The sequence below is a fragment of the Streptomyces sp. NPDC029296 genome (genome assembly GCF_055569255.1).
Genome location: NZ_JBVHXT010000013.1, coordinates 93119 through 113473 on the forward strand (window position 1 = coordinate 93119; position 20355 = coordinate 113473).

Consider the following 20355-nt stretch of genomic DNA (forward strand, 5'->3'; position numbering starts at 1 on the left):
CGCACCGCCCGTCGCGCCACGGCGCCGGCCCCGGCGCAGGTCGTCGTCCGGAACTGCTCCCCGCCGCCGGTGGTCACCGGCCCGCAGGGTGGGAAGGTCCCGGCGGAGGACACGTCCGGGCGAGCGCGAAGGAGCCGATGCCGTGAGGGTCGTTCTGCTGGGCACCGCCGCCGAGGGCGGCGTCCCGCGGGGGAACTGCGCGTGCGCGCCGTGCACCACCGCCCGGAACGGCGAACTGCCCTCCCGTACCCGGGATGTGCCGCCATCACCGGCAACGGCCGCGACTGGTGGCTTCTCCACACATCCCCCGACCTCAGGACCCAGCTCACCGCCACCCCGGTCCTGTGGCCGGACCCCGGCCGCCCGGGCACCGCACCGCGCGGCGTGCTCCTCACCGACGCCGAGGCCCACCACGTGGCCGGCCTCGCCGAACTGCGCGGGACGGCGGGGCTGAGGGTGTACGCCGCGCCGCCGGTGCGTGCCGCCCTCGGCCCCGCCCGCCGCGCACTGGACCGCCACACGCCCCTGGGAGTGGGCCGACAGCCTGGCCGACGGCGGCTTCGTGCTGGCCGGCGGGCTCGTGGTGACCGCCCACCCGATGGCCGGCGCGACGATTCCGGCGTACGTGCCGGCGCGCACGCCCGTGCCGCCGGGGCCGTGGGCGACGGCGTACCGCGTCGAGGACCTGGCCGGCGGGGGAGTGCTGGTGTACGCGCCCCGCGTCGGAGCCTGGAACTCTAGGACTCCTGCCCGGCCAGCAGGCGCCGCAGCACCGCCCGCTGGAGCGGCAGCACCTCGGCGTGCAGCGCACGGCCCTTGGGGGTGAGCGCCACCCACACCCCGCGCCGGTCCTCCGCGCACACCGAGCGCTCCACCAGGCCGTCCTTCTCCAGCCGGCCGATCAGCCGGGACAGCGCGCTCTGGCTGAGGTGCACCCGGCCGACCAGGTTCTGCACCCGGCACTGCTCGCCCTGCTCGGGCGGCTCCGTGGCCAGCAGATCCAGCACCTCGAAGTCGCTGGCGCCCAGTCCGTGCGGGTGCAGGACGCGGTCGATCTCGCACATCGTGCGCGCGTGCACGGCGAGGATGTCCCGCCAGCGTTCCTCCAGCCGGGTCTCGGCCGTCTTGACTGCCATAACCGCACGGTAGCACCGAACCGGACACTCGTTGAGTGTGCAACTAATGCCCGGTCGTGCGGGTCGTGCCGGCCTCAGGCCGCGGGGTCCTGGAGCAGCCCCAGGTGGTTGCCCTCGGCGTCCTTCACGAAGGCGATCAGCCGGCCGCCGCCGACGTCCTGCGCGTCCTGGAGCAGCTCGGCGCCCGCCGCCAGCAGCGCCGCGAGCCGCTCCGGCAGATCCGTCACGTGCCAGTACGGCACCGGCCCGGTCATCCCCTTGGCATGCCCGTTCGGATCGAGGCCGACGTCCTGGCCGGCGGCCTTGTAGCCGACGTAGTACGGCTCGTCCGCGTACGGCTCGACGCCCAGCAGCGCGCCGAACAGGGCCTTGGCGCGGTCCAGGTCCTTCACCGGGTAGATGATCGTCTGCAGGCCGGCGGCCATGATGCTCACTCCTTCGCACAGCGGTGCCCGACAGCGCGGGCGGGGCACCGGCGGTCTGCCCGCCGGTCCCCCCCACGCTAGGACCGGGCGGCCCGCGGCGGCTTCTCCGATCCTGACCGGTTGCCGTCACTCGTTGCGCAGCACCTCGGCGACGGTGAGCCGGGCCGCCCGGCGGGCGGGCACCAGCGCCCCCATGACGGCGATCACCACCCCGGCGAGCGCCAGGAGCGCCAGGAGAGGCGGATGCCAGACATCCGTCATGGAGCCGGGCAGCGTGATGTCCAGCCCGGCCGCCATGCGCGGCACCACCACCCGGTGCGCGGCGATCCCCAGCGGGACGCCCAGCAGCGACCCCGCCACCCCGAGCACCGCCATCGACGTCACCGTCATCACCGTCACCTGGCGCGGGGTCATCCCGATCGACTTCAGCATGCCGAGGTCCCGGCGCCGGTCATGGGTGTTCAGGACGGCGGTGTTGAAGACACCCAGGGAGGCGACCAGGGCCAGCATCAGGGTCAGCGCGGTAGCGGAGCCGACGATGGTGCCGGTGACGGTGTTCGCCCCGCTCACCTGGACGGACAGCCCCCGATCGGCGGCCCGGACCGCACGCGCGTACGTCTCCCGGTCCACGCCCTCGCCCAGCCGCACGTGGTACGCGATGGGGCGTGCCCCGGGCAGCAGCGCGGTGACCGTAGGCCAGTCGCCGACGACCAGCCGGTCGTCGGTGTCCATCGTCTCGCCCACGACGGTCACCTGCTCCTCGCGGCCGTCCTTGCGCAGGCGCAGCCGGTCCCCGAGCCGCACCCCGTTGCGGCGCAGGAACGGCGACCCGGCCACCACCTCCCCGGTCCGGTGCATCCAGCGCCCCTTCAGCAGCACGCCGTCCAGCGACCGGTCGCCGCGCCGGCCCTCGAACATCACCACGTTCGTGCTGCCCACCAGGACCACTTCCTCGTCGGACCGCGCCGTGACACGGTGCGCGCCCGGCAAGGCGCCCAGCAGCTCCTGGAGTTCGCGGTCGCCGTGCACCGGCCGCACCTCCTCGCCGTGCCGGTGGGCACCCACGTAGACGGTGACGTCGTAGGAGTCGTGACCGCTGCCCCCGAAACTGTTCAGCGTGGCCGCGAGGCCGGTCGCGAAGGTCACCGTCGTCACCCCGAGGACCACGGCGGCCAGCGTGAGCGCGCTGCGCGCGGGACGGGCGAACGGGAGTCCCGCGCCGAGGCTCACCGACCGGGGCAGCCGCGCGCCCGCCAGGCGCCGCTGGAGGCCGAGCGCCCGTCCGGCCCGGGGAGCGCTGCCCGCGCTGATGGCCCGCGCCGCCGGCAGCCGCCGCGCCCGCACCGCGGGGCCGAGGGCGGCGAGCACGCAGACCAGCGGCATGCCGAGCAGCGCCGACAGGTTCACCCAGGGCGCGACCGACAGGCCGTCGTGCAGCACCCCCGAGGCCGGCCCGGAGAACACGAACTCCAGGAACGGCTTCGCCAGCAGATCGCCGGCCAGGGTGCCGAGCACACAGCCGAGGACGGCCGGCACGCAGATCATCGTCAGATAGACGCCCAGCACCTGCCCCGGGGTGAAGCCCAGCGCCTTCAGGATGCCGATGTGCCGGAACCCGGAGACCACCGCCCCGCCGACCACATTGGCGACGATCAGCACCGCGACCAGGATGCCGAGCACCCCGAACGCCATCAGATACGGGGCGTACGCGCGCGCGTTGCCGCCGATCCGGTGCTTGAGCGCCAGATACGTCTGCGAGCCGGCGAGCGCGCCCGGCGGCAGCTCCCTCGTCACCTCCGACAGGTGCGCACGCAGATCCTTCTGCGTCGACGCGTCCCGGAACCGCAGCAGCAGCTGCCGGCCGGTCGGGTGCAGCGCGCCGATCTGGTCCGGGGACACCCAGGCGTCCGCCGTGTGACTCAGGTCGAAGGCGAACCCGACGATGGTGAGCCGCGGACCGGACGGCACCCGGAGTTCCCTGCCGAGGTCGTCGGCGGTCCAGTCGCGTTGCCGGTTCAGCACCGTCTCGCCCGGCCGGGTGGGCCAGCGGCCCGCCCACAGGTCCACCCGGTCCACCGGACCCCCGGGGCCCGGGCGGCCCACCACCGTGATCTGGCCGCCCAGACCGAAGTCGCCCGCACCGCGCGGAATACCGACCGTCGCCTGCGGGAACGGCCCCGCCACCGCCTCCACCCCCGGCCGCCGTGCCGCACGCGCCAGTCGGGCGTCCGTCACCCCGCGGCTGTCGAAGGCGGCCACGACATGCGGCCCGTGCAACCTGTCGAAGGCGCGGTCGAACGGCGCCGACGCCGCGTCGACCAGTCCCAGCGCCACCACCATCGACCCCGTCGACACCAGCGTCACCAGCCAGATCACCACCGTCTGCAGCCGCCGCCGGCGCACCGCCGCCCGCGCGACCGGCCACACCGCCCTCATACCGACGGCTCCAGGGTGTGCCCGCCGGTCACCCGGCCGTCGGCCAGCAGCACCAGACGGCTCGCGCAGCGCTGCGCGAGCTGCTCGTCGTGCGTGACGACGACCAGGGTCTGGCCGATCTGGTTCAGGTCGATCAGCAGGTCCATCACCTGCTCCCCGGCCCGGCTGTCCAGCGCGCCGGTCGGCTCGTCGGCCAGCAGCAGCGCGGGCCGGTTCATCAACGCCCGGGCCACCGCCACCCGTTGCCGCTCGCCGCCGCTGAGCACCGCCGGATAGGCATGGCGCCGGTCCGCGATCCCCAGCTCCTCGAACAGCTCCAGCGCCCGCCGCCGGGCCTGCCGGGCCGGTGTCCCCGTCAGCTGGGCCGCCAGCGCCACGTTGTCCAGGGCCGACAGGTCGTCGACGAGATTGAAGAACTGGAAGATCATCCCGATCCCGCGCCGCCGGTACAGCGCCAGCCCCTTCTCGCTCAACTCCCCGATGTTCTCGCCGTGGACGACGACCCGCCCGGCCGACGGCCGGTCCAGTCCCGCGATCATGTTGAGCAGCGTGGACTTGCCGCACCCGGAGGGCCCCATCACCGCGACCGCCTCCCCGGCCCGGATCTCCAGCGACACCCCGTCGAGCGCGACCGTCTCGCCGTACTCCTTGCGCACCCCGTCGAGCCGTACGACGACGTCTTCCGTTCTCACCTCGGTGACCATGGGCAGGACGCTAGACGCGGGCCCGCCCCTCGGGCATCCCTCCCCGGACGGCACTCGGCCGCAGGACTCATCCCGGGGATGCAGTCCGCTGTATCCCCAGGTCGATGCGGATGCCGGTGCCGTCTGCGAGAGTGGTGGCCATGGGGGAGTACGAGGTGTTGACGGCGGCGCTCGCGGTGGCGGGCGGGGCCGTCCTCGCGCTGGCCGTCGCGCTGGCGCGCACCCGGCGCCGCTGGCGCACGGCGGTCGGCGAGCGGGGCTGGCTGCTGGAGAGGGAGCGGGAGAGCGCCGCCGAGGCCGCGATCGCGGCCGAACGGGACCGGATCGCGAGGGAGTTGCACGACATCGTCAGCCACAACGTCAGCCTGATGATCGTCCAGGCGAGCGCCGCCCGCGAGGTGCTGGGCACGATGCCGGACGAGGCGGCGACCGCGCTGCGCGCCGTGGAGGACGCGGGCCGCGGCGCGATGACCGAGCTGAGGCATCTGCTGGGCCTGCTGGCGCCCGCGCAGGACGGCACGGACGCCGGCCCCGCTCCGGGCGCCGAAGCGGTGGGTCCGCCGCTCGCCCCGCAGCCCGGCCTGGACCGCCTCGGCCCGCTGGTGGACCGGATATCGTTCGCCGGGCTGCCCGTCGAGGTCCGCCTCTGGGGCGAACCGCGCCCGCTGCCGCAGGGCGTCGACGTGACCGCCTACCGCATCATCCAGGAGGCCCTGACCAACGCGCTGCGGCACGGTGACGGCGGCAGGGCCCAGGTGACCGTGCGCCACGCCGACCACGCCCTGCGCGTCGAGATCCTCAGCACCGGCCCCAGCGTGCTCACCGGCGCCGCGGCGGCGGCCGGCACCGGCAGCACGCCGCCGGGCAGCGGCAGCCCACGTCCCGCCGGGAGACCGCACGGCGAGGGCACCGGACGCGGTCTGCTCGGTCTGCGCGAGCGGGTCGCCCTGTACGGCGGTGAGCTGGACGCCCGGCGCAGACTCGGCGGCGGCTTCCGCGTCCGCGCCCGCATACCCCTGGACCGGCCGTGACCCCGGACGCGCCCGGGCGGGCGCCCCGCGTCCTGATCGCCGACGACCAGACGCTGATCCGCAGCGGCTTCCGGCTCATCCTCAACGCCCGCGGCATCGAGGTCGCGGGTGAGGCCGCCGACGGCGCCGAGGCCGTCGCCGCGGCCCGCGAACTGCGGCCGGACGTCGTCCTCATGGACATCCGCATGCCGGTCATGGACGGCCTGGAGGCCACCCGCCGGATCCTGGCCGAGGCACCCGGCTGCCGGGTGCTCATGCTGACGACCTTCGACCTGGACCGGTACGTGTACACGGCCCTGTCCCTCGGGGCCAGCGGCTTCCTGCTCAAGGACGTCACCCCCGAGCACCTGGCGGCGGCCGTACGGCTCGTCGGCACCGGTGACGCCCTGCTCGCCCCGCAGATCACCCGGCGCCTGGTGGAGCGCTACGCGGCCGAGGCCGACCGGACGGCCGGGGCCGCGCCCGCCGGCCTGACCCCGCTCACCCCGCGCGAACGGGAGGTGCTCACCCTGATGGGCCGGGGCCTGTCCAACACGGAACTGGCCGCCGAACTGACGCTCAGCGAGGCCACGGTGAAGTCGCACGTGGCCCGCATCTTCGCCAAACTCGGCCTGCGCGACCGCGCCCAGGCGGTGGTCGTCGCCTACGAGACGGGCCTGGTGAGACCGGGGGCACGGTGACGAGCGCCCCGCGGGCGGTGTGCCGTCCCGGTCTTGTTCCGAGCCTCGCCACGCCGTGCCCCGGAGGCGGGACGGCCTCCGGGGCACGGTGCTCACGACGGCCGGACCGCGGGCGGAGCGGTCACGGCACGAGCTTCAGCAGGCGGTTGGGCGAGCCCGAGCCGGCGCCGGTGACCTTGCCTGTCGTCGCCCCGTCCACCAGGGCCGTGGCGACCTGGGCCGGTGTGGCGGAGGCGTGGCCGGCCAGGTAGACCGCGGCGGCTCCGGCGACGTGCGGGGTCGCCATGGAGGTGCCCGAGATCGTGTTGGTCGCGGTGTCGCCGGTGTTCCAGCCGGCCGTGATGGAGGATCCCGGGGCGAAGACGTCCAGCACCGAGCCGTAGTTGGAGTAGCTCGCCCGGGCGTCGGTGCTGGTCGTCGCGCCGACGGTGATGGCCTCGGCGACCCGGGCCGGGGAGTACGAGGAGGCGTTGGCGTTGCTGTTGCCGGCGGCCACCGCGTACGTCACGCCGCTCGCGATGGAGGTGCGCACGGCCGCGTCCAGCGTGGCGGAGGCACCGCCGCCGAGGGACAGGTTGGCGACGGAGGGGCCGGAGTGGTTCCGGGTCACCCAGTCGATGCCGGCGATGACTCCGGCGGTGGTCCCGGATCCGTTGTTGTCCAGTACCCGCACGGCGACGATCTTCGCTTTCTTGGCCACGCCGTAGGTGGAGCCGGCGATGGTGGTGGCCACATGGGTTCCGTGGCCGTTGCCGTCCGCGGCGTCGGTGTCACCGTCGACGGCGTCGTAACCGTAGGAGGCGCGGCCGCTGATCTGCTGGTGCGTGATGCGTACGCCGGTGTCGATGACGTAGGCGGTCACACCGCTGCCGGCGCTGTCCGGGTAGGTGTAGGTGCCGGACAGGGGCAGGGAGGTCTGGTCGATGCGGTCGAGGCCCCACGGCGCGTTGGACTGCGCGGTGTCGGTGACGCCGACCCGCTGGTTCTGCTCGACGGCCGCCACCGCCGGGTCGGCGGCCAGGCGCTCGGCCTCCGTCGCGGAGAGGGTGGCGGTGTAGCCGTTCAGCGCGCTGCCGAACGTCTTGGTCACGCTGCCGCCGTACTCCTCGACCAGATTCCTGCCCGTGATCGAGGAGGCCTTGAATCCGGCGTCCTTCCGGAGCGTCACGATGTAACTGTCCCGGACCGCCGTGGGCGAGCCGGCACCGATCACCTTGCCCACGGCGGGAGCGGCCTGGGCGGGGACGGCGGCGAGGCCACCGGCCAAGGTGGTCGACGCGATCGCGGCGATCGCGGCGAACCGTATTCTCTTGCTCCGCAGTTGTGCCATTACGAGGGATTCCTCCTCTTGGCGGCGCACGCACGGGTGGGGCGCGCGTCTGTGGGGGCGGGTGCGCGTGATCGCGCACCCCCGCCGGGGCGGGGGCGAGGCGTCCCGCTCGGGCTGTGATCGAGGGTTGCCGACAACAGGCGTTGCGTACAAGGCAGTTGACGAAGTGTCAACAAGCCTGCCATGCGCACGACATAACGACTGCTCGCTCGAACGCGGACGCCGCCTCGCGGGGCGCGGTGGCGTGCGTACAGGGGCCAGGAGACGGGCGACTTGCGGTCGACGCCGATGCTGATGCCCTGGAAGGGTGCCTTTCCGATGTGCTGGTGCACGCTGCCGGACACGGCCCGTTCGGTCCCGTCGACGGCCAGCGTGAACCGCCGGCGCAGGCCTTCCTCGGCGGTGGCGCTCAGCAGGACGTGGTGCGCACCCGTCGCCGGGGGACCGGCGTCCGTCTCGTGCGGGACGCCGTACTCGTTGTGGGCGAGGCGCAGCCGTCTGGCCGGGCCTTCGGGGCCGAGCGGTGCGCGGGCCCGGCCGGGCGGGGCTGGTCCTCACAGGCCCCGATGCGCGACCGGAGCGAAGCGGGCCCGGCCCGGACGGCCGCGCACGGCCGGGCAGGAGGCGCCACGTCCTCACCGACGGCCGGGGCAACCCGCTGGCGGTGTCGTCGGCCGGCGACGACCGCGCGACGCGTCCTCGCCGGCGTCTAAGCGGATGCGCGCCGCACCAGCTCCGTGGGCAGGATCACCGCCGCCGGCTCCTCACCGCCCAGCTGGGCGAGCAGCACCCGGACCATCTCGCTGCTGATCCGGTCCCACGGCTGCCGGATGGTGGTGAGCGCCGGGGTGGCGGCGGTCGCCGCCGGGGAGTCGTCGAAACCACCGACGGCGATGTCCTCCGGCACCCGCTTCCCGGCCCGCTGCAGGGCCACCAGCACGCCCTGCGCCATCAGGTCGGAGGCGACGAACACGGCGTCCATGTCCGGCGCCCGCTCCAGCAACCGCTCCGCGCCCGCCTCACCGCTCGCGCGGCTGTAGTCACCGGAGACGACCAGCCGCTCGTCGGCCGCGAGACCCGCCTCGGCCAGCACCTCCCGGTACCCGGCGAGCCGCTCCACACCACCGGGGGTGTCCGGCGGGCCGGTGACCACACCGATCCGCCGCCGCCCCAGCGACAGCAGGTGCCGGACCATGTCCCGGGCGCCGTCCCGGTCGTCGGCGGCGACATAACTCACCTTCGAGCCCAGGCCGATGGGCTTGCCGCAGGCGACCAGGGGCACCCCCGCCGCCCGCAGCTCCTCGGCGACCGGGTCGCCGGAGTGGCTGGAGACCAGCAGCACCCCGTCGACGTGCCCGGCGGTGATGTACCGCGTGATCCGGCGCCGTTCGTCCCGCGTACCCGCCAGCATCAGCAGCAACGGGATGTCGTGCGCGGCCAGCGCCTGGGTGCAGCCGCGCAGCAGGACGTTGAAGTTCGGGTCCTCGAAGAACCGCTCCTGCGGCTCGGTCAGCAGGAAGCCGACCGAGTCCGAGCGTCCCGTTATCAGCGAACGGGCGTGCCGGTTCACGACGTACCCGGTCTTGCGGATGGCGGCGTTGACCGCCTCCTGGGCCGCGGGACTGACGTAGTGCCCGCCGTTGAGCACGCGCGAGACGGTGCCGCGCGAGACACCGGCCTCGCGCGCCACATCGTGGATCGTCGGTGCCCTGCGCCGGCCCCCCGTGTTGCTCATGGTCATGACTTTACGGCCCCGGACAGCAGATCCAGGCTCCAGAACCGCTGGATGACCAGGAAGAGCGCGATCAGCGGAAGCACCGCGAGGAACGCCCCGGTGATCACCAGGGTGTACAGCGCGGGCGTGTTCGCGCCCTGCTCCAGCAGCGTGTAAAGGCCCAGCGTCAGCGGGAACTTCTCGTCGTCGCTGAGCATGATGTACGGCAGCAGGAAGTTGTTCCAGACCGCGACGAACTGGAACAGGAACACCGTCACCATGCCGGGGATCATCATCGGCAGCGCGATCCGGGTGAAGATCCGCCACTCGCTCGCCCCGTCCATCCGCCCGGCCTCCACCACGTCGGCCGGCACGGCGGCGGACGCGTAGATCCGGGCCAGGTAGACGCCGTAGGGGGAAAGGATCTGCGGCAGCAGCACGGACAGGTAGGAGTCCGTCAGGTCGGCTTTCGCCAGCAGCAGGTACTGCGGGATCGCGAGGATCACCGGCGGCATCAGCACGCCCGCGAGCAGCACGTTGAACAGCGTCTCGCGGCCCCTGAAGCGGTACGTGGCGAGCGCGTAGCCGCTGAACGCCGACACGGCGGTGGACAGCAGGGCGCCCAGACCGGCGTACAGGGCGGAGTTGCCCATCCACGTCCAGTAGACCCCGCCCCGGTAGGCGTTGAGATCCCTGATGTTGTCGGTGAAGCCGGTGCCGGGCAGGAACGTGAACGTGGAGAACAGCTCGTGCCCGGACTTGGTCGACGCGATCACCACCCAGGCGACCGGCAGCAGCGTGTAGACCGCGCCGAGCAGCAGGGTGACCGTCGGCACCAGCGCGATCCGGCGGCGCAGCGGCGGACGCCGCGCCGTACCCGGCGTGGTGCCGGCGGCCGGGGCCGCCTCGTGGACGGCGAGGGCACTCATCGCGCTGCCTCCTGCTTGTTGCGGCGGTTCGCGGCCCGCAGGAACCCGAACGACAGCAGCAGCGTGACCACGGCGATCAGCGTCGCCTCGGCCGCCGCCGAGTACATGTCGTTGCGGCCGAAGGCGTCCTGGTACACCTTCATCAGCGGACTCCAGGTCGTGTTGACCGAGTTGGTGAGCGGCTTCAGGGTGGTCGGCTCGTTGAACACCTGAAGCGTCGCGATGATCGAGAAGAAGAAGGTCAGCACCAGCGAGGGCGCCACCATCGGGATCTTGATCCGCAGCGCGATCTGCAGCGGGGTGGCACCGTCCAGCCGCGCCGCCTCGTACACCTCGGCCGGGATCGACCTGAGCGAGGTGTAGATGACGATCATGTTGAAGCCGGTGCCGCCCCAGACCGCGATGTTCGACAGGGCGAGGTAGAGCGGGCCGCCGTCCAGCAGGTCCGGCTGCGGCAGCCCCAGCTTGTCGAGCACGAAGTAGAACGGGCTGACGTCCGGCAGGTACAGGAAGCCCCACAACAGCGCGGCCACCACGCCGGGGATGGCGTACGGCAGGAAGATCGCGAGCCGGGTGAACGGGGCGAGCCGTACCTTCTCGGAGTCCAGCATCAGCGCGAACAGCAGCGCGAGGCCCAGCATCACCGGGACGACGACGCAGCCGTAGCCGAGCACGCGCAGCGCGCCGTGCAGCAGCTCGCTGTCCTGGAAGGCCGCGGTGTAGTTCTCGAAGCCGGCCCAGACCTCGTGCCGGGCGCCCGAGCCCAGGCCGAGCCCGGAGACGCGCACCTTGCGGAAGCTGAGCCAGACCGCGTAGCCGATGGGCAGCGCGAAGAAGAGGACGAACAGGATCGAGGCGGGGAGGAGGAAGGTGTACGGGGCCGCCTTGACCCCGTACCCCCTCCGGCTGGTCGAGCTGCTCACCGGGAGACCTCGAAGCCCTGCTTCTTCATGTCGGCGACCGTGTCGTCCTGCATCTTCCGCAGGGCGCCGGCGAAGTCCGACTTGTTCTTGGCGGCGGCGCCGAAGGCGTCCTTGAAGGACGTGTAGGCGACGTTCACGTTCGGGCCCCACGAGGCCGGCGCGGTGGTCTTCGCGATGCCGGCGGCCTTGGTGTAGAAGTCCGGCTGGTTGGAGAAGTACGCCGGCGGGTTGGAGAAGGCGCCGCTGAGCTGCGCGGAGGTGGACGCCGGGTAGATGCCGCCCTCCTTCGCCAGCGCGTTCAGGGCGTCGTGGTCGGTGTTCAGCCAGACCGCGAACTCGGCGGCGGCCTCCTGGTGCGCGGAGTCGGTGGTGACCGCCGTGGAGGAACCGCCCCAGCTGCCGGTGACGTCCTGCTCCGCCGACCACTGGGGGAGCGGGGCCATGGCCCACTTGCCCTTGGTGTCCGGCGCGGCCGTGTTCAGGGTGCCGGGCGCCCACACCGCGCTCACCCAGGCGATCTGCTTGCCCGTGTTCAGCGCCTTGTTCCAGGACGGGGTGTACATCGGCTGGTTGTCGATGACGCCCTCCTTGACCAGGCCGCCCCAGAACTGGGCGACCTTCCGGGTGGCCGCGTCGTCGATGCCGACCTTCCACCGGTCGCCGGAGGTCGTCCACCACTTCGCGCCGGCCTGCTGGGCGAGGCCCGCGAAGAGGCCGGAGTCGTTGGCGGAGAAGGTGGTCAGGTCCTTGTCGGGGGCCTTCTTCTTCAGCCGGCGGGCGGTCTCGGCGAACTGCTCCCAGGTGGTGGGGACCTTCAGGCCGTACTTCTTGAACAGGTCCTCGCGGTAGTAGAACATCATCGGGCCGATGTCCTGCGGCACCGCGTAGACGGCGTCCGTGCCGAGCGTGGTCTGCTGCCAGACGCCCTCGGCGAACTTGTCCTCGACGCCGTCGACGTCGTCGGAGACGTCGGCCAGGGCGTCGTTGCTGACCAGCGTCGGCAGCGCCTGGTACTCGGCCTGCACCAGGTCGGGGGCCTTCTTGGCCTTGTGCGCGGTGAGGATCTTGGTGACCAGCGTGTCGCCGGACGCCTGCTTCTTCACCGTGACGGTGATCCGCTCCTTCTTCCCCGGCCCCTTGTTCCACAGGTCGACGACCTTGTCCATGCCGGGCGTCCAGGTCCAGTACGTCAGCGACACGGGACCCGATTCGGCCTTGCTGTCGTCCCCGGAGCCGCAGGCGGCGAGGGCGGTGGCGCCGAGCGACACGGCGACGGCGGTTGTCACGAGGCGGCGGCGCTTCGTGTGCGGCATGTTTCTCCCCTGACCCGGGTCCCCGCCCGCTGCGGGGACCTGTCACGCAGTTGTGCACGCTCACATGACCCGGGCGCTCGCCTGCCGGGAGCCCCTGCCATGCTTCTGTGAGCGTTCACAGTAGAGAAACATCCCGGACACTTGTCAATGGTTGTTGCTGTGCGGTTATGTTGGGCTCGCACCGCCGTCGTTGTGTGTGCACGTTCCCATCTGATCGATTCTCCGGGAGACATTCATGCCGGACACCGCCCCCAGGGGCCTCACGAGGCTCGCCTTCGGCGGGGACTACAACCCCGAGCAGTGGCCGGAATCCGTCTGGCGGGAGGACGTCCGGCTGATGCGGGAGGCCGGTGTCACGATGGTGAGCGTCGGCATCTTCTCCTGGGCCCTGCTGGAACCGGCGCCCGGGGAATACGACTTCGGCTGGCTCGACCGGGTCCTCGGCCTGCTGCACGAGGGGGGCATCCGCGTCGACCTCGGCACGCCCACCGTGGTGCCGCCCGTCTGGTTCTACCGCGCCCACCCCGAGGCCCTGCCGGTCACCGCCGACGGGGTGCGCTACGAATTCGGCTCGCGCGGCGCGATCTGCCACGGCAACGCCGACTACCGCGCCGCCGCCGCGAACATCACCACCCGGCTCGCCGAGCGCTACGGCGACCACCCCGCGCTCGCGATGTGGCACGTCCACAACGAGTACGGCGTCCCCGTCTCCGCCTGCTACTGCGACACCTGCGCGGCCCGCTTCCGCGACTGGCTCGCGGACACCTACGGCACCGTGGACGCGGTCAACGCGGCCTGGGGAACGGCGTTCTGGGGCCAGCACTACACGGACCTCGCGCAGATCAACCCGCCCCGCACCACCCCGACCGTGGGCAACCCGGGCCAGGCGCTGGACTACCGGCGGTTCACCGACGCCACCATCCGGGAGAACTTCCGCGCCGAACGCGACATCCTGCACCGCCTCTCACCCGGCGTCCCGGTCACCACCAACTTCATGACCGCCCTCAGCCAGTGCGACTCCATGGACTACTGGGCCTGGGGCCGCGAGGTCGACCTCGTCACGAACGACCACTACCTGATCACCGACGGCCGCCGCACCCACGTCAACCTCGCGATGGCCGCCGACCTCACCCGCTCGGTCGCCGGCGGCGCCCCCTGGCTGCTGCTGGAACACTCCACCTCGGGCGTCAACTGGCAGCCCCGCAACCCCGCCAAGGCACCCGGCCAGATGGCCCGCAACTCCCTCGCCCACGTCGCCCGCGGCTCCGAGGGCGCGATGTTCTTCCAGTGGCGCCAGTCCCGGCGCGGCGCCGAGAAGTTCCACTCCGCGATGGTCCCGCACGGCGGCACCGACACCCGCGTCTGGCGTGAGGTGGTCGAACTCGGCGCCGCCGTCGAGGCGTTGAGCGAGATCCGGGGCACCCGCACCGAGGCCGACGCGGCCATGCTGTGGGACTGGCAGTCCTGGTGGGCGCAGAGCCTCGACTGGCGCCCCAGCGAGGACCACGACCCGCGCGAGCGCGCCGACTCCTTCTACGAGGCCCTCTACGACCGCCACCTCACGGTCGACTTCGCCCACCCCGAAGCGGACCTGTCCGCATACCCCCTGGTCGTCGTCCCGGCCCTGTACCTGATGACCGAGGCCGCCGGCCGCAACGTCCGCCACTACGTCGAGAACGGCGGCACGCTCGTCGTGTCGTACTTCTCCGGCATCGTCGACGAGCACGACGCCGTCCACGAGGGCGCCTACCCGGGCGCGCTGCGCGAGGTCCTCGGCCTGACCGTGGAGGAGTTCTCGCCGCTGCTGAAGGACCAGCGGGTGCTGCTGACCGGCCCGGACGGCACCGGACCGGCCGGCGACGTGTGGACCGAGTTCGTCGTCCCGCGCGGTGCGGAGACCGTGTGGCGGTACGCCGACGGGCTCACCGCGGGCCGCCCGGCCGTCACCCGGCACCGGTTCGGCCGCGGCACCGCCTGGTACGTCTCCACCCGCCTCGACGCCCGGGGGCTGGACGCCGTCCTCGGCCGCGCGGCCGACGACGCCGGACTCGCCCCGCGCGCCGAACTGCCGCGCGACGTCGAGGTCGTGCGCCGCAGCGGCGAAGCGGGCACCTTCCTCTTCGTCATCAACCACACCGCCGGCGACACCAAGGTGCCGCTGGCGGCGCCCGGCACCGAACTGCTGACGGGCGAACGCGCCGCGGGCCGCCTCGCGGTCCCGGCCGGAGCCGTCCGGGTCGTGCGACTCGACGGCTGAGCCGACTCCCCTCCGCCCGCGCGAGCCGTGGGAGCCGCGGGCGGAGGGGGCCTCCCGCGGTCCCACCGCGGGAGCCTTCCCCCAGTTACGTCGAAGGGACGACGGACGATGAAGTTCCATCCCAGACGCACCATCACCGCCCTGCTGCCGCCGCTCGCGGCCGCTCTCGCCCTCACCACCCTGCCCGCCCAGACCGCCCAGGCCGCGAGCACGCTCACCAACGGCGGATTCGAGACCGACGGCGCGGGCGTGGCCACGCCCGCCGGCTGGTCCGAGTACGGCGACACCGGGGCCTCCTACACCGAGGCCGGCGGCCATGGCGGCGGCTACCGCCTCAGCCACTACTCGGCCTCCGCCTACAAGACGGAGACCTACCAGTACCTGTCCGGGCTGGCCAACGGGAACTACACGCTGACCGCGTGGGTGCGGTCCGGCGGCGGACAGAAGGCCGCCTACATAGCGCTCAAGAATTGCGGGAGTGCCGAACAGCGCACCGATCTGCCGGTCTCGTCCAGTGGATGGATCCGGATCGTCACGCCGGTCAAGGTGAGCAACAACCAGTGCACCATCAGCGTCAACAGTGACGCGAACGCGGGCAACTGGATCAACGTCGACGACCTGACCTTCACGCCCGGCACCACGGGCACCTCCGTCCATGGCGCCGACATCTCCTCCCTCGCCAAGAGCGAGGCCAAGGGCGGCACGTACAGGACGAGTGCGGGCACCGCCGGCGACGCCCTCCCCATCCTCAAGTCGTACGGCATGAACTACGCGCGTCTGAAGGTGTGGGTAAACCCCGCCGACGGCTTCAACGACAAGGCGCACGTCCTGGCGGTGGCCAAGCGCGTCAAGGCACAGGGCATGAAGCTGCTGGTCGACTTCCACTACTCGGACACCTGGGCCGACCCCGGCGCCCAGAAGAAGCCGGCCGCCTGGGTGGGCCATACATACAGTCAACTGAAGACGGACGTGTACAACCACACGTACGACGTGTTGAACGCCTTGAAGGCTCAAGGCACCACCGCCGACATGGTCCAGGTGGGCAATGAGATCAACGGCGGCATGCTGTGGTCCGAGGGATCAACGGACAACTGGACCCAGCTCGCCGGGTTGATCAACTCCGGCTACAGCGCCGTCAAGGCGGTCGACTCGTCCACCCCCGTCGCGCTGCACCTGGCCAAGGGCGGGGACAAGGCCGGCACCGAATGGTGGTTCGACAACGCGGTCGCGAACGGCGTCAGGTTCGACGTGATCGGCCTGTCGTACTACGGCTACTGGCACGGCGCGCTCTCCGACTTCCAGACCACCCTGGACGACGCGGCCTCCCGCTACGGCAAGCCGGTGTTCGTCGCCGAGACGGCCTACCCCTTCCGTCTCGACAGCGACGACGCGCTCACCAACCAGATCGACACCACCGGCGAACTCGTCTCCGGCTACCCGGCGACCGTGGCCGGCCAGACCCGGTGGATGAATGACGTGGCGAGCATCGTGGAGGCCGTCCCCAACGGCCGCGGCCTCGGCGTCTTCTACTGGGAGGCCACCTGGACCGCCGTCGCCGGCAACGGCTGGGACCCCGCGGACGCCGGCTCCGGCAACGGCTGGGAGAACCAGGCCCTCTTCGGCTACGACGACAAGGCGCTCACCTCCATGACGTGGTTCAGCCACCGCTGAACCCCGGCGAGGGAGCCCGGCCGCACGGCGGCGGCCGGGCTCCCGCCACGGGCCTGGGGGGTCACACGCCGCCCCGGGCCCGCGGCCGTCCGGTACCGGACAACGGACGCCGAGTCCCGGACGCGGCGGCGTCGCCCGGGACACAGTGGGAACACTGCGTACGAGGAGGCCGGGGACGGAAGGCGGACGGATGACGGTGACTTTCCCGGGGGCTCCCACGGGCCGGATACGGCAGACCGTCCTGGAGTGGCTCAAGGACCCGGCGGCCCACTTCCCCGCCGGACGCCACCGCGACCTCGCCGCGACCGGCGTCACCGCGCGCGCCGTCGCCGCCAAGCTGGGCCTGCCCCCGCGCACCGTGCGCGCCCACCTCGACTTCCTCGCCCGCCTCGGCCTCCTGCGCACCCGCCGGATCCGCTGCCGCGTCCACTACCGGCGCGACGAGATCCGCGTCGCCGAGGTGGCCAGGCTGTTCGAGAAGGGCTGGTGACGCGGGTGAACGCCGTGACGACCGCGCGGCCCGGTGAGAAGGGGGCGCCCATGGACGGACCCGCAGAACTCGTGCCGCTGCACTACGTCTCCCTGGGCGCGCACGGCCCCGAGGACGTCGTGACCGACCCGCACGGGCGCGTGCTGACCGGAGTGGCCGACGGGCGGATCCTCCGCGTCCACCACCTCGGCGACCCCCGCACGGCCCGCGCCGAGGTGGTGGCCCGCACCGGCGGCCGGCCCCTCGGCCTGGAACTCCTCCCGGACGGCGACCTGGTGGTGTGCGACGCCGAACGCGGCCTGCTGCGCGTGCGCCCGGACGACGGCACGGTCCGCGTCCTCGCGGACTCGGTGGCGGGGGAGCGGCTCCGCTTCTGCAGCAACGCCGTCGCCCTCCCCGACGGCACCCTTTACTTCACCGTCTCCAGCCGCCGCTATCCGCACGAGCGGTGGATCGGCGACATCGTCGAACACACCGGCACCGGACGCCTCCTGCGGCTGCCCCCGGAGGGCGGCGAGCCCGAGGTGCTGCTGGAGGGGCTGCGGTTCGCCAACGGCCTCGCCCTCGCGGCCGACCACTCCTTCCTGATCGTCGCCGAGACCGGAGCCTGCCGCCTGACCCGCTACCGGCTCACCGGCCCCCGCGCCGGTCACGCCGAACCCCTCGCCGACCTCCCCGGCATGCCGGACAACCTCTGGCGCGAGGGCCCCGACGGCCCCGTCTGGGTCGCCCTGGCCGGCCCCCGCGTCCCCGCGCTGGACCTGCTGCACCGCACCCCGCCGGCCGTCCGCCGCGCCGCGGCCCGGGCCGCCGTACACCTGCCGTACCGCCCGAGCGGGACCGCCGGTGTCGTCGCCGTGGACGACGAGGGACGCGTCGTCCACCACCTCACCCGCCGCCGGTCCGGCTTCCGCATGGTCACCAGCGTCTGCGCCACCGGCGACCACCTGGTGCTGGGCAGCTTCCTGGCGCCCGGGGTCGCGGTCTGCGCCCGGCCCGCCGCCCGCTGACCCGGCGGTACGCTGGGTTCCGGCCTTGATCGCCCGCAGGGGCACGGGCCGGCAGAGGAGAAGCGACCCATGACAGCCCCGGAAACGGAGACCCGCGGCGTCCGCCCCGCACCACCCCGGCGGTCCGAGTGGCGTACGCAGGCGCCCGTCGTCGCGGTCGTGGCGGCCGGCGGCGCGCTCGGCGCGACGGCCCGCTACGCGCTCACGCTCGCCTGGCCCACACCCCCCGGCCACTTCCCCTGGGCGACCTTCTGGACCAACGTCTCCGGCTGCGCCGCCATGGGCGTCCTCATGGTGCTCGTCACCGACGTGTGGGCCGCCCACCGCCTGCTGCGGCCGTTCCTCGGCACCGGCGTGCTCGGCGGCTACACCACCTTCTCCACCTACGCGGTCGACATCCGCCAGCTGACCGGAGCCGGCCGCCCCGGCCCGGCCCTCGCCTGTCTCGCCGCGACGCTGTGCGCGGCCCTCGCGGCGGTGTGGCTGGCCTCGGCCGCCGCCCGCCGGGTCTTCGCCGGGCGGCGGCGATGATCCCGCGGACCGGCCGCGCGCTGCGGCTGACCGTCTACGTCGGCGAGAACGCCACCTGGCACCACCGGCCCGTCTACGCCGAGATCGTGCACCGCGCGCACGCCGCCGGACTCGCCGGCGCCAGCGTCTTCCGGGGCATCGAGGGCTACGGCGCCTCCTCGCGCATCCACACCTGCCGCCTGCTCTCCCTGAGCGAGGACCTGCCGGTCGCGGTGGTCGTGGTGGACACCGAGGAGCGGATCCGGGCCTTCCTGCCCCGCCTCGGCGAACTGGTGGAGGGTCGCCTGGTGACCCTGGACGTGTGCGAGACCGTCCGGTGGACGGAGCCCTCCCGCGGCCCGGACGAAACGGACCCGGAGGGTAAGAAGTCGTTGTGAACTGGCTGCTGGTCGTCGCGGGCGCCATGGTCGGCGCCCCCTTGCGCTATCTCACCGACCGCGCCGTGCAGGCCCGGCACGACTCGCTCTTCCCGTGGGGCACCTTCGTGGTGAACGTCGTCGGCTGCCTGGTCCTCGGCCTGGTCACGGGCGCCGCCTCCGCCGGGGCCGCCGGTCCCCACCTGCGGCTTCTGCTGGGCACCGGGCTGTGCGGCGCGCTGACGACGTACTCGACCTTCTCCTACGAGACCCTCCGGCTGACCGAGGCCGGCTCCGGCCTCTACGCTGCCGGGAACGTCGTGGCGAGTGTGGCGGCGGGGCTCGCCGCGGCCTTCACCGGTGTCTCACTCGCCGGGCTCCTGTGGGCCTAGGCGCGTGCCGCGCGGCCCGGAGCGGTGAGTACTGTCTACAGCACTGTCGACCAACTCTTCCCCAGAACTGGATCCCATGAGCGCCATCTCCGTCGGTCAGGCCGTCGTCCTCGGAGTAGTCGAGGGGGTGACCGAGTTCCTCCCGGTGTCCTCCACCGGTCACCTCAAGATCGCCGAAGGGCTCATGGACATCCCCGTCGACGACAAGTCCGTCGTCGGGTTCTCCGCCGTCATCCAGGTCGGTGCCATCGCCGCCGTGCTCGTGTACTTCTTCAAGGACATCCGGCGGATCGTCACCGCCTGGTTCCGCGGCCTGACCGACCGCGAGGAGCGCTACCACCACGACTACAAGTTCGCCTGGTGGGTGATCGCGGCCACCATCCCGATCGTGGTGGTGGGGCTCGCCGCCAAGCCGCTGATCGACGGCCCGCTCGCCTCCCTGTGGGTGGTCGCCGGCTCGCTGATCGCCGGCTCCGGCGTGATGTGGGCCGCCGACCAGATGGGCCGGCACAAGCGCGGCGAGGACGACACGTCTTTCAAGGACGCGATGTGGGTCGGCTGCTCGCAGATCCTCGCCCTGCTCTTCCCCGGCTTCTCGCGCTCCGGCGCCACCATGTCCACCGCGCTCATCCTGGACCTGGACCGCGTCGCCGCCACCCGGCTCTCCTTCTTCCTCGGCATCCCCGCCCTGACCGGTGCCGGCCTGTACGAGCTGAAGGACGCCCTCGGCGCGGGGGTCGGCGCCGCCCCGCTCGCCGTCGGCACGATCGTGTCGTTCCTCGTCGCCTACGCCTCCATCGCCTGGCTCCTGAAGTTCGTCGCCAAGCACTCCTTCAACGCCTTCGTGATCTACCGGATCGTCGTCGGCGTGCTCCTGCTCGGTCTGCTCGGCACCGGCACGCTCGCGAGCTGAACCGACGTCGCCGATCACCCACGGGGTGCGGATGCCTGTATTCAGGCGCCGCACCCCGTGAATCGTTTTTTACCCCGTGCCTTGACAGGGTCCGTCCGCACCCCGCAGGATCGC

At 72.7% G+C, this 20355-nt stretch carries 19 protein-coding genes; 10 read left to right on the forward strand and 9 right to left on the reverse strand.

Annotated features, from left to right (window positions below):
- Positions 1 to 737: 737 nt before the first annotated feature.
- The 4 genes from ACZ4W9_RS13940 to ACZ4W9_RS13955 form a co-directional block, all read right to left on the reverse strand.
- A complete protein-coding gene (locus ACZ4W9_RS13940) occupies positions 738 to 1136 on the reverse strand; it encodes a MarR family winged helix-turn-helix transcriptional regulator (protein WP_467935442.1) in 399 nt (132 codons plus the stop codon).
- Positions 1137 to 1210: 74 nt separating this feature from the next.
- Entirely contained in the window at positions 1211 to 1561 is a 351-nt protein-coding gene (locus ACZ4W9_RS13945) for a VOC family protein (RefSeq protein WP_467935443.1), read from the reverse strand.
- A 126-nt stretch (positions 1562 to 1687) separates the two neighbouring features.
- Complete coding sequence (locus ACZ4W9_RS13950; RefSeq protein WP_467935445.1) at positions 1688 to 3997, reverse strand: ABC transporter permease; 2310 nt, start codon at positions 3995 to 3997, stop codon at positions 1688 to 1690.
- On the reverse strand, positions 3994 to 4701 hold the full coding sequence (locus ACZ4W9_RS13955; protein ID WP_467935446.1) for an ABC transporter ATP-binding protein: 708 nt from the start codon (positions 4699 to 4701) through the stop codon (positions 3994 to 3996). The genes ACZ4W9_RS13950 and ACZ4W9_RS13955 overlap by 4 nt, the downstream gene beginning before the upstream one ends.
- A 140-nt stretch (positions 4702 to 4841) precedes the next feature.
- On the opposite strand from ACZ4W9_RS13955, the gene ACZ4W9_RS13960 reads away from it, so the two are divergent.
- Together ACZ4W9_RS13960 and ACZ4W9_RS13965 are read left to right on the forward strand one after the other, a co-directional pair.
- Positions 4842 to 5732: a sensor histidine kinase gene (locus tag ACZ4W9_RS13960; protein ID WP_467935447.1), complete on the forward strand. Its 891-nt coding sequence runs from the start codon at positions 4842 to 4844 to the stop codon at positions 5730 to 5732.
- Complete coding sequence (locus tag ACZ4W9_RS13965; RefSeq protein WP_467935449.1) at positions 5729 to 6412, forward strand: response regulator; 684 nt, start codon at positions 5729 to 5731, stop codon at positions 6410 to 6412. Before ACZ4W9_RS13960 ends, ACZ4W9_RS13965 begins: the two co-directional genes overlap by 4 nt.
- Positions 6413 to 6533: 121 nt before the next feature.
- Here ACZ4W9_RS13965 and ACZ4W9_RS13970 read toward each other — a convergent pair whose 3' ends face one another.
- The 5 genes from ACZ4W9_RS13970 to ACZ4W9_RS13990 all read right to left on the reverse strand — a co-directional run bounded on the left by ACZ4W9_RS13970 (position 6534) and on the right by ACZ4W9_RS13990 (position 12621).
- Complete coding sequence (locus ACZ4W9_RS13970; protein ID WP_467935450.1) at positions 6534 to 7742, reverse strand: S8 family peptidase; 1209 nt, start codon at positions 7740 to 7742, stop codon at positions 6534 to 6536.
- A gap of 709 nt (positions 7743 to 8451) precedes the next feature.
- Complete coding sequence (locus tag ACZ4W9_RS13975) at positions 8452 to 9483, reverse strand: LacI family DNA-binding transcriptional regulator (protein WP_467935451.1); 1032 nt, start codon at positions 9481 to 9483, stop codon at positions 8452 to 8454.
- On the reverse strand, positions 9480 to 10385 hold the full coding sequence (locus ACZ4W9_RS13980) for a carbohydrate ABC transporter permease (protein ID WP_467935452.1): 906 nt from the start codon (positions 10383 to 10385) through the stop codon (positions 9480 to 9482). The genes ACZ4W9_RS13975 and ACZ4W9_RS13980 overlap by 4 nt, the downstream gene beginning before the upstream one ends.
- The gene (locus ACZ4W9_RS13985; protein WP_467935454.1) at positions 10382 to 11308 is read right to left on the reverse strand and encodes a carbohydrate ABC transporter permease; all 927 of its coding nucleotides are present in this window, start codon (positions 11306 to 11308) and stop codon (positions 10382 to 10384) included. The genes ACZ4W9_RS13980 and ACZ4W9_RS13985 overlap by 4 nt, the downstream gene beginning before the upstream one ends.
- The gene (locus tag ACZ4W9_RS13990) at positions 11305 to 12621 is read right to left on the reverse strand and encodes an ABC transporter substrate-binding protein (protein ID WP_467935455.1); all 1317 of its coding nucleotides are present in this window, start codon (positions 12619 to 12621) and stop codon (positions 11305 to 11307) included. The genes ACZ4W9_RS13985 and ACZ4W9_RS13990 overlap by 4 nt, the downstream gene beginning before the upstream one ends.
- A gap of 235 nt (positions 12622 to 12856) precedes the next feature.
- Between ACZ4W9_RS13990 and ACZ4W9_RS13995 the strand changes: the two genes are divergently transcribed.
- The 8 genes from ACZ4W9_RS13995 (at position 12857) to ACZ4W9_RS14030 (ending at position 20241) form a co-directional block, all read left to right on the forward strand.
- Positions 12857 to 14878, forward strand: coding sequence for a beta-galactosidase (locus ACZ4W9_RS13995; protein ID WP_467935456.1), 2022 nt, complete (start codon positions 12857 to 12859; stop codon positions 14876 to 14878).
- A gap of 108 nt (positions 14879 to 14986) precedes the next feature.
- Entirely contained in the window at positions 14987 to 16549 is a 1563-nt protein-coding gene (locus tag ACZ4W9_RS14000) for a glycoside hydrolase family 53 protein (protein ID WP_467935458.1), read from the forward strand.
- A 190-nt stretch (positions 16550 to 16739) separates the two neighbouring features.
- Complete coding sequence (locus ACZ4W9_RS14005; protein ID WP_467935459.1) at positions 16740 to 17039, forward strand: helix-turn-helix domain-containing protein; 300 nt, start codon at positions 16740 to 16742, stop codon at positions 17037 to 17039.
- Between the two features lie 50 nt (positions 17040 to 17089).
- Positions 17090 to 18049, forward strand: coding sequence for an SMP-30/gluconolactonase/LRE family protein (locus ACZ4W9_RS14010; protein ID WP_467935460.1), 960 nt, complete (start codon positions 17090 to 17092; stop codon positions 18047 to 18049).
- 69 nt (positions 18050 to 18118) lie between these two features.
- Positions 18119 to 18580: a FluC/FEX family fluoride channel gene (locus ACZ4W9_RS14015; RefSeq protein ID WP_467935461.1), complete on the forward strand. Its 462-nt coding sequence runs from the start codon at positions 18119 to 18121 to the stop codon at positions 18578 to 18580.
- Entirely contained in the window at positions 18577 to 18957 is a 381-nt protein-coding gene (locus ACZ4W9_RS14020; protein ID WP_467935462.1) for a DUF190 domain-containing protein, read from the forward strand. Before ACZ4W9_RS14015 ends, ACZ4W9_RS14020 begins: the two co-directional genes overlap by 4 nt.
- Positions 18954 to 19328, forward strand: a complete 375-nt coding sequence (gene crcB / locus ACZ4W9_RS14025) for a fluoride efflux transporter CrcB (protein ID WP_359046945.1) — start codon at positions 18954 to 18956, stop codon at positions 19326 to 19328. Before ACZ4W9_RS14020 ends, crcB begins: the two co-directional genes overlap by 4 nt.
- Before the next feature lie 76 nt (positions 19329 to 19404).
- Positions 19405 to 20241: an undecaprenyl-diphosphate phosphatase gene (locus tag ACZ4W9_RS14030; RefSeq protein WP_467935464.1), complete on the forward strand. Its 837-nt coding sequence runs from the start codon at positions 19405 to 19407 to the stop codon at positions 20239 to 20241.
- Positions 20242 to 20355 lie beyond the last annotated feature (114 nt).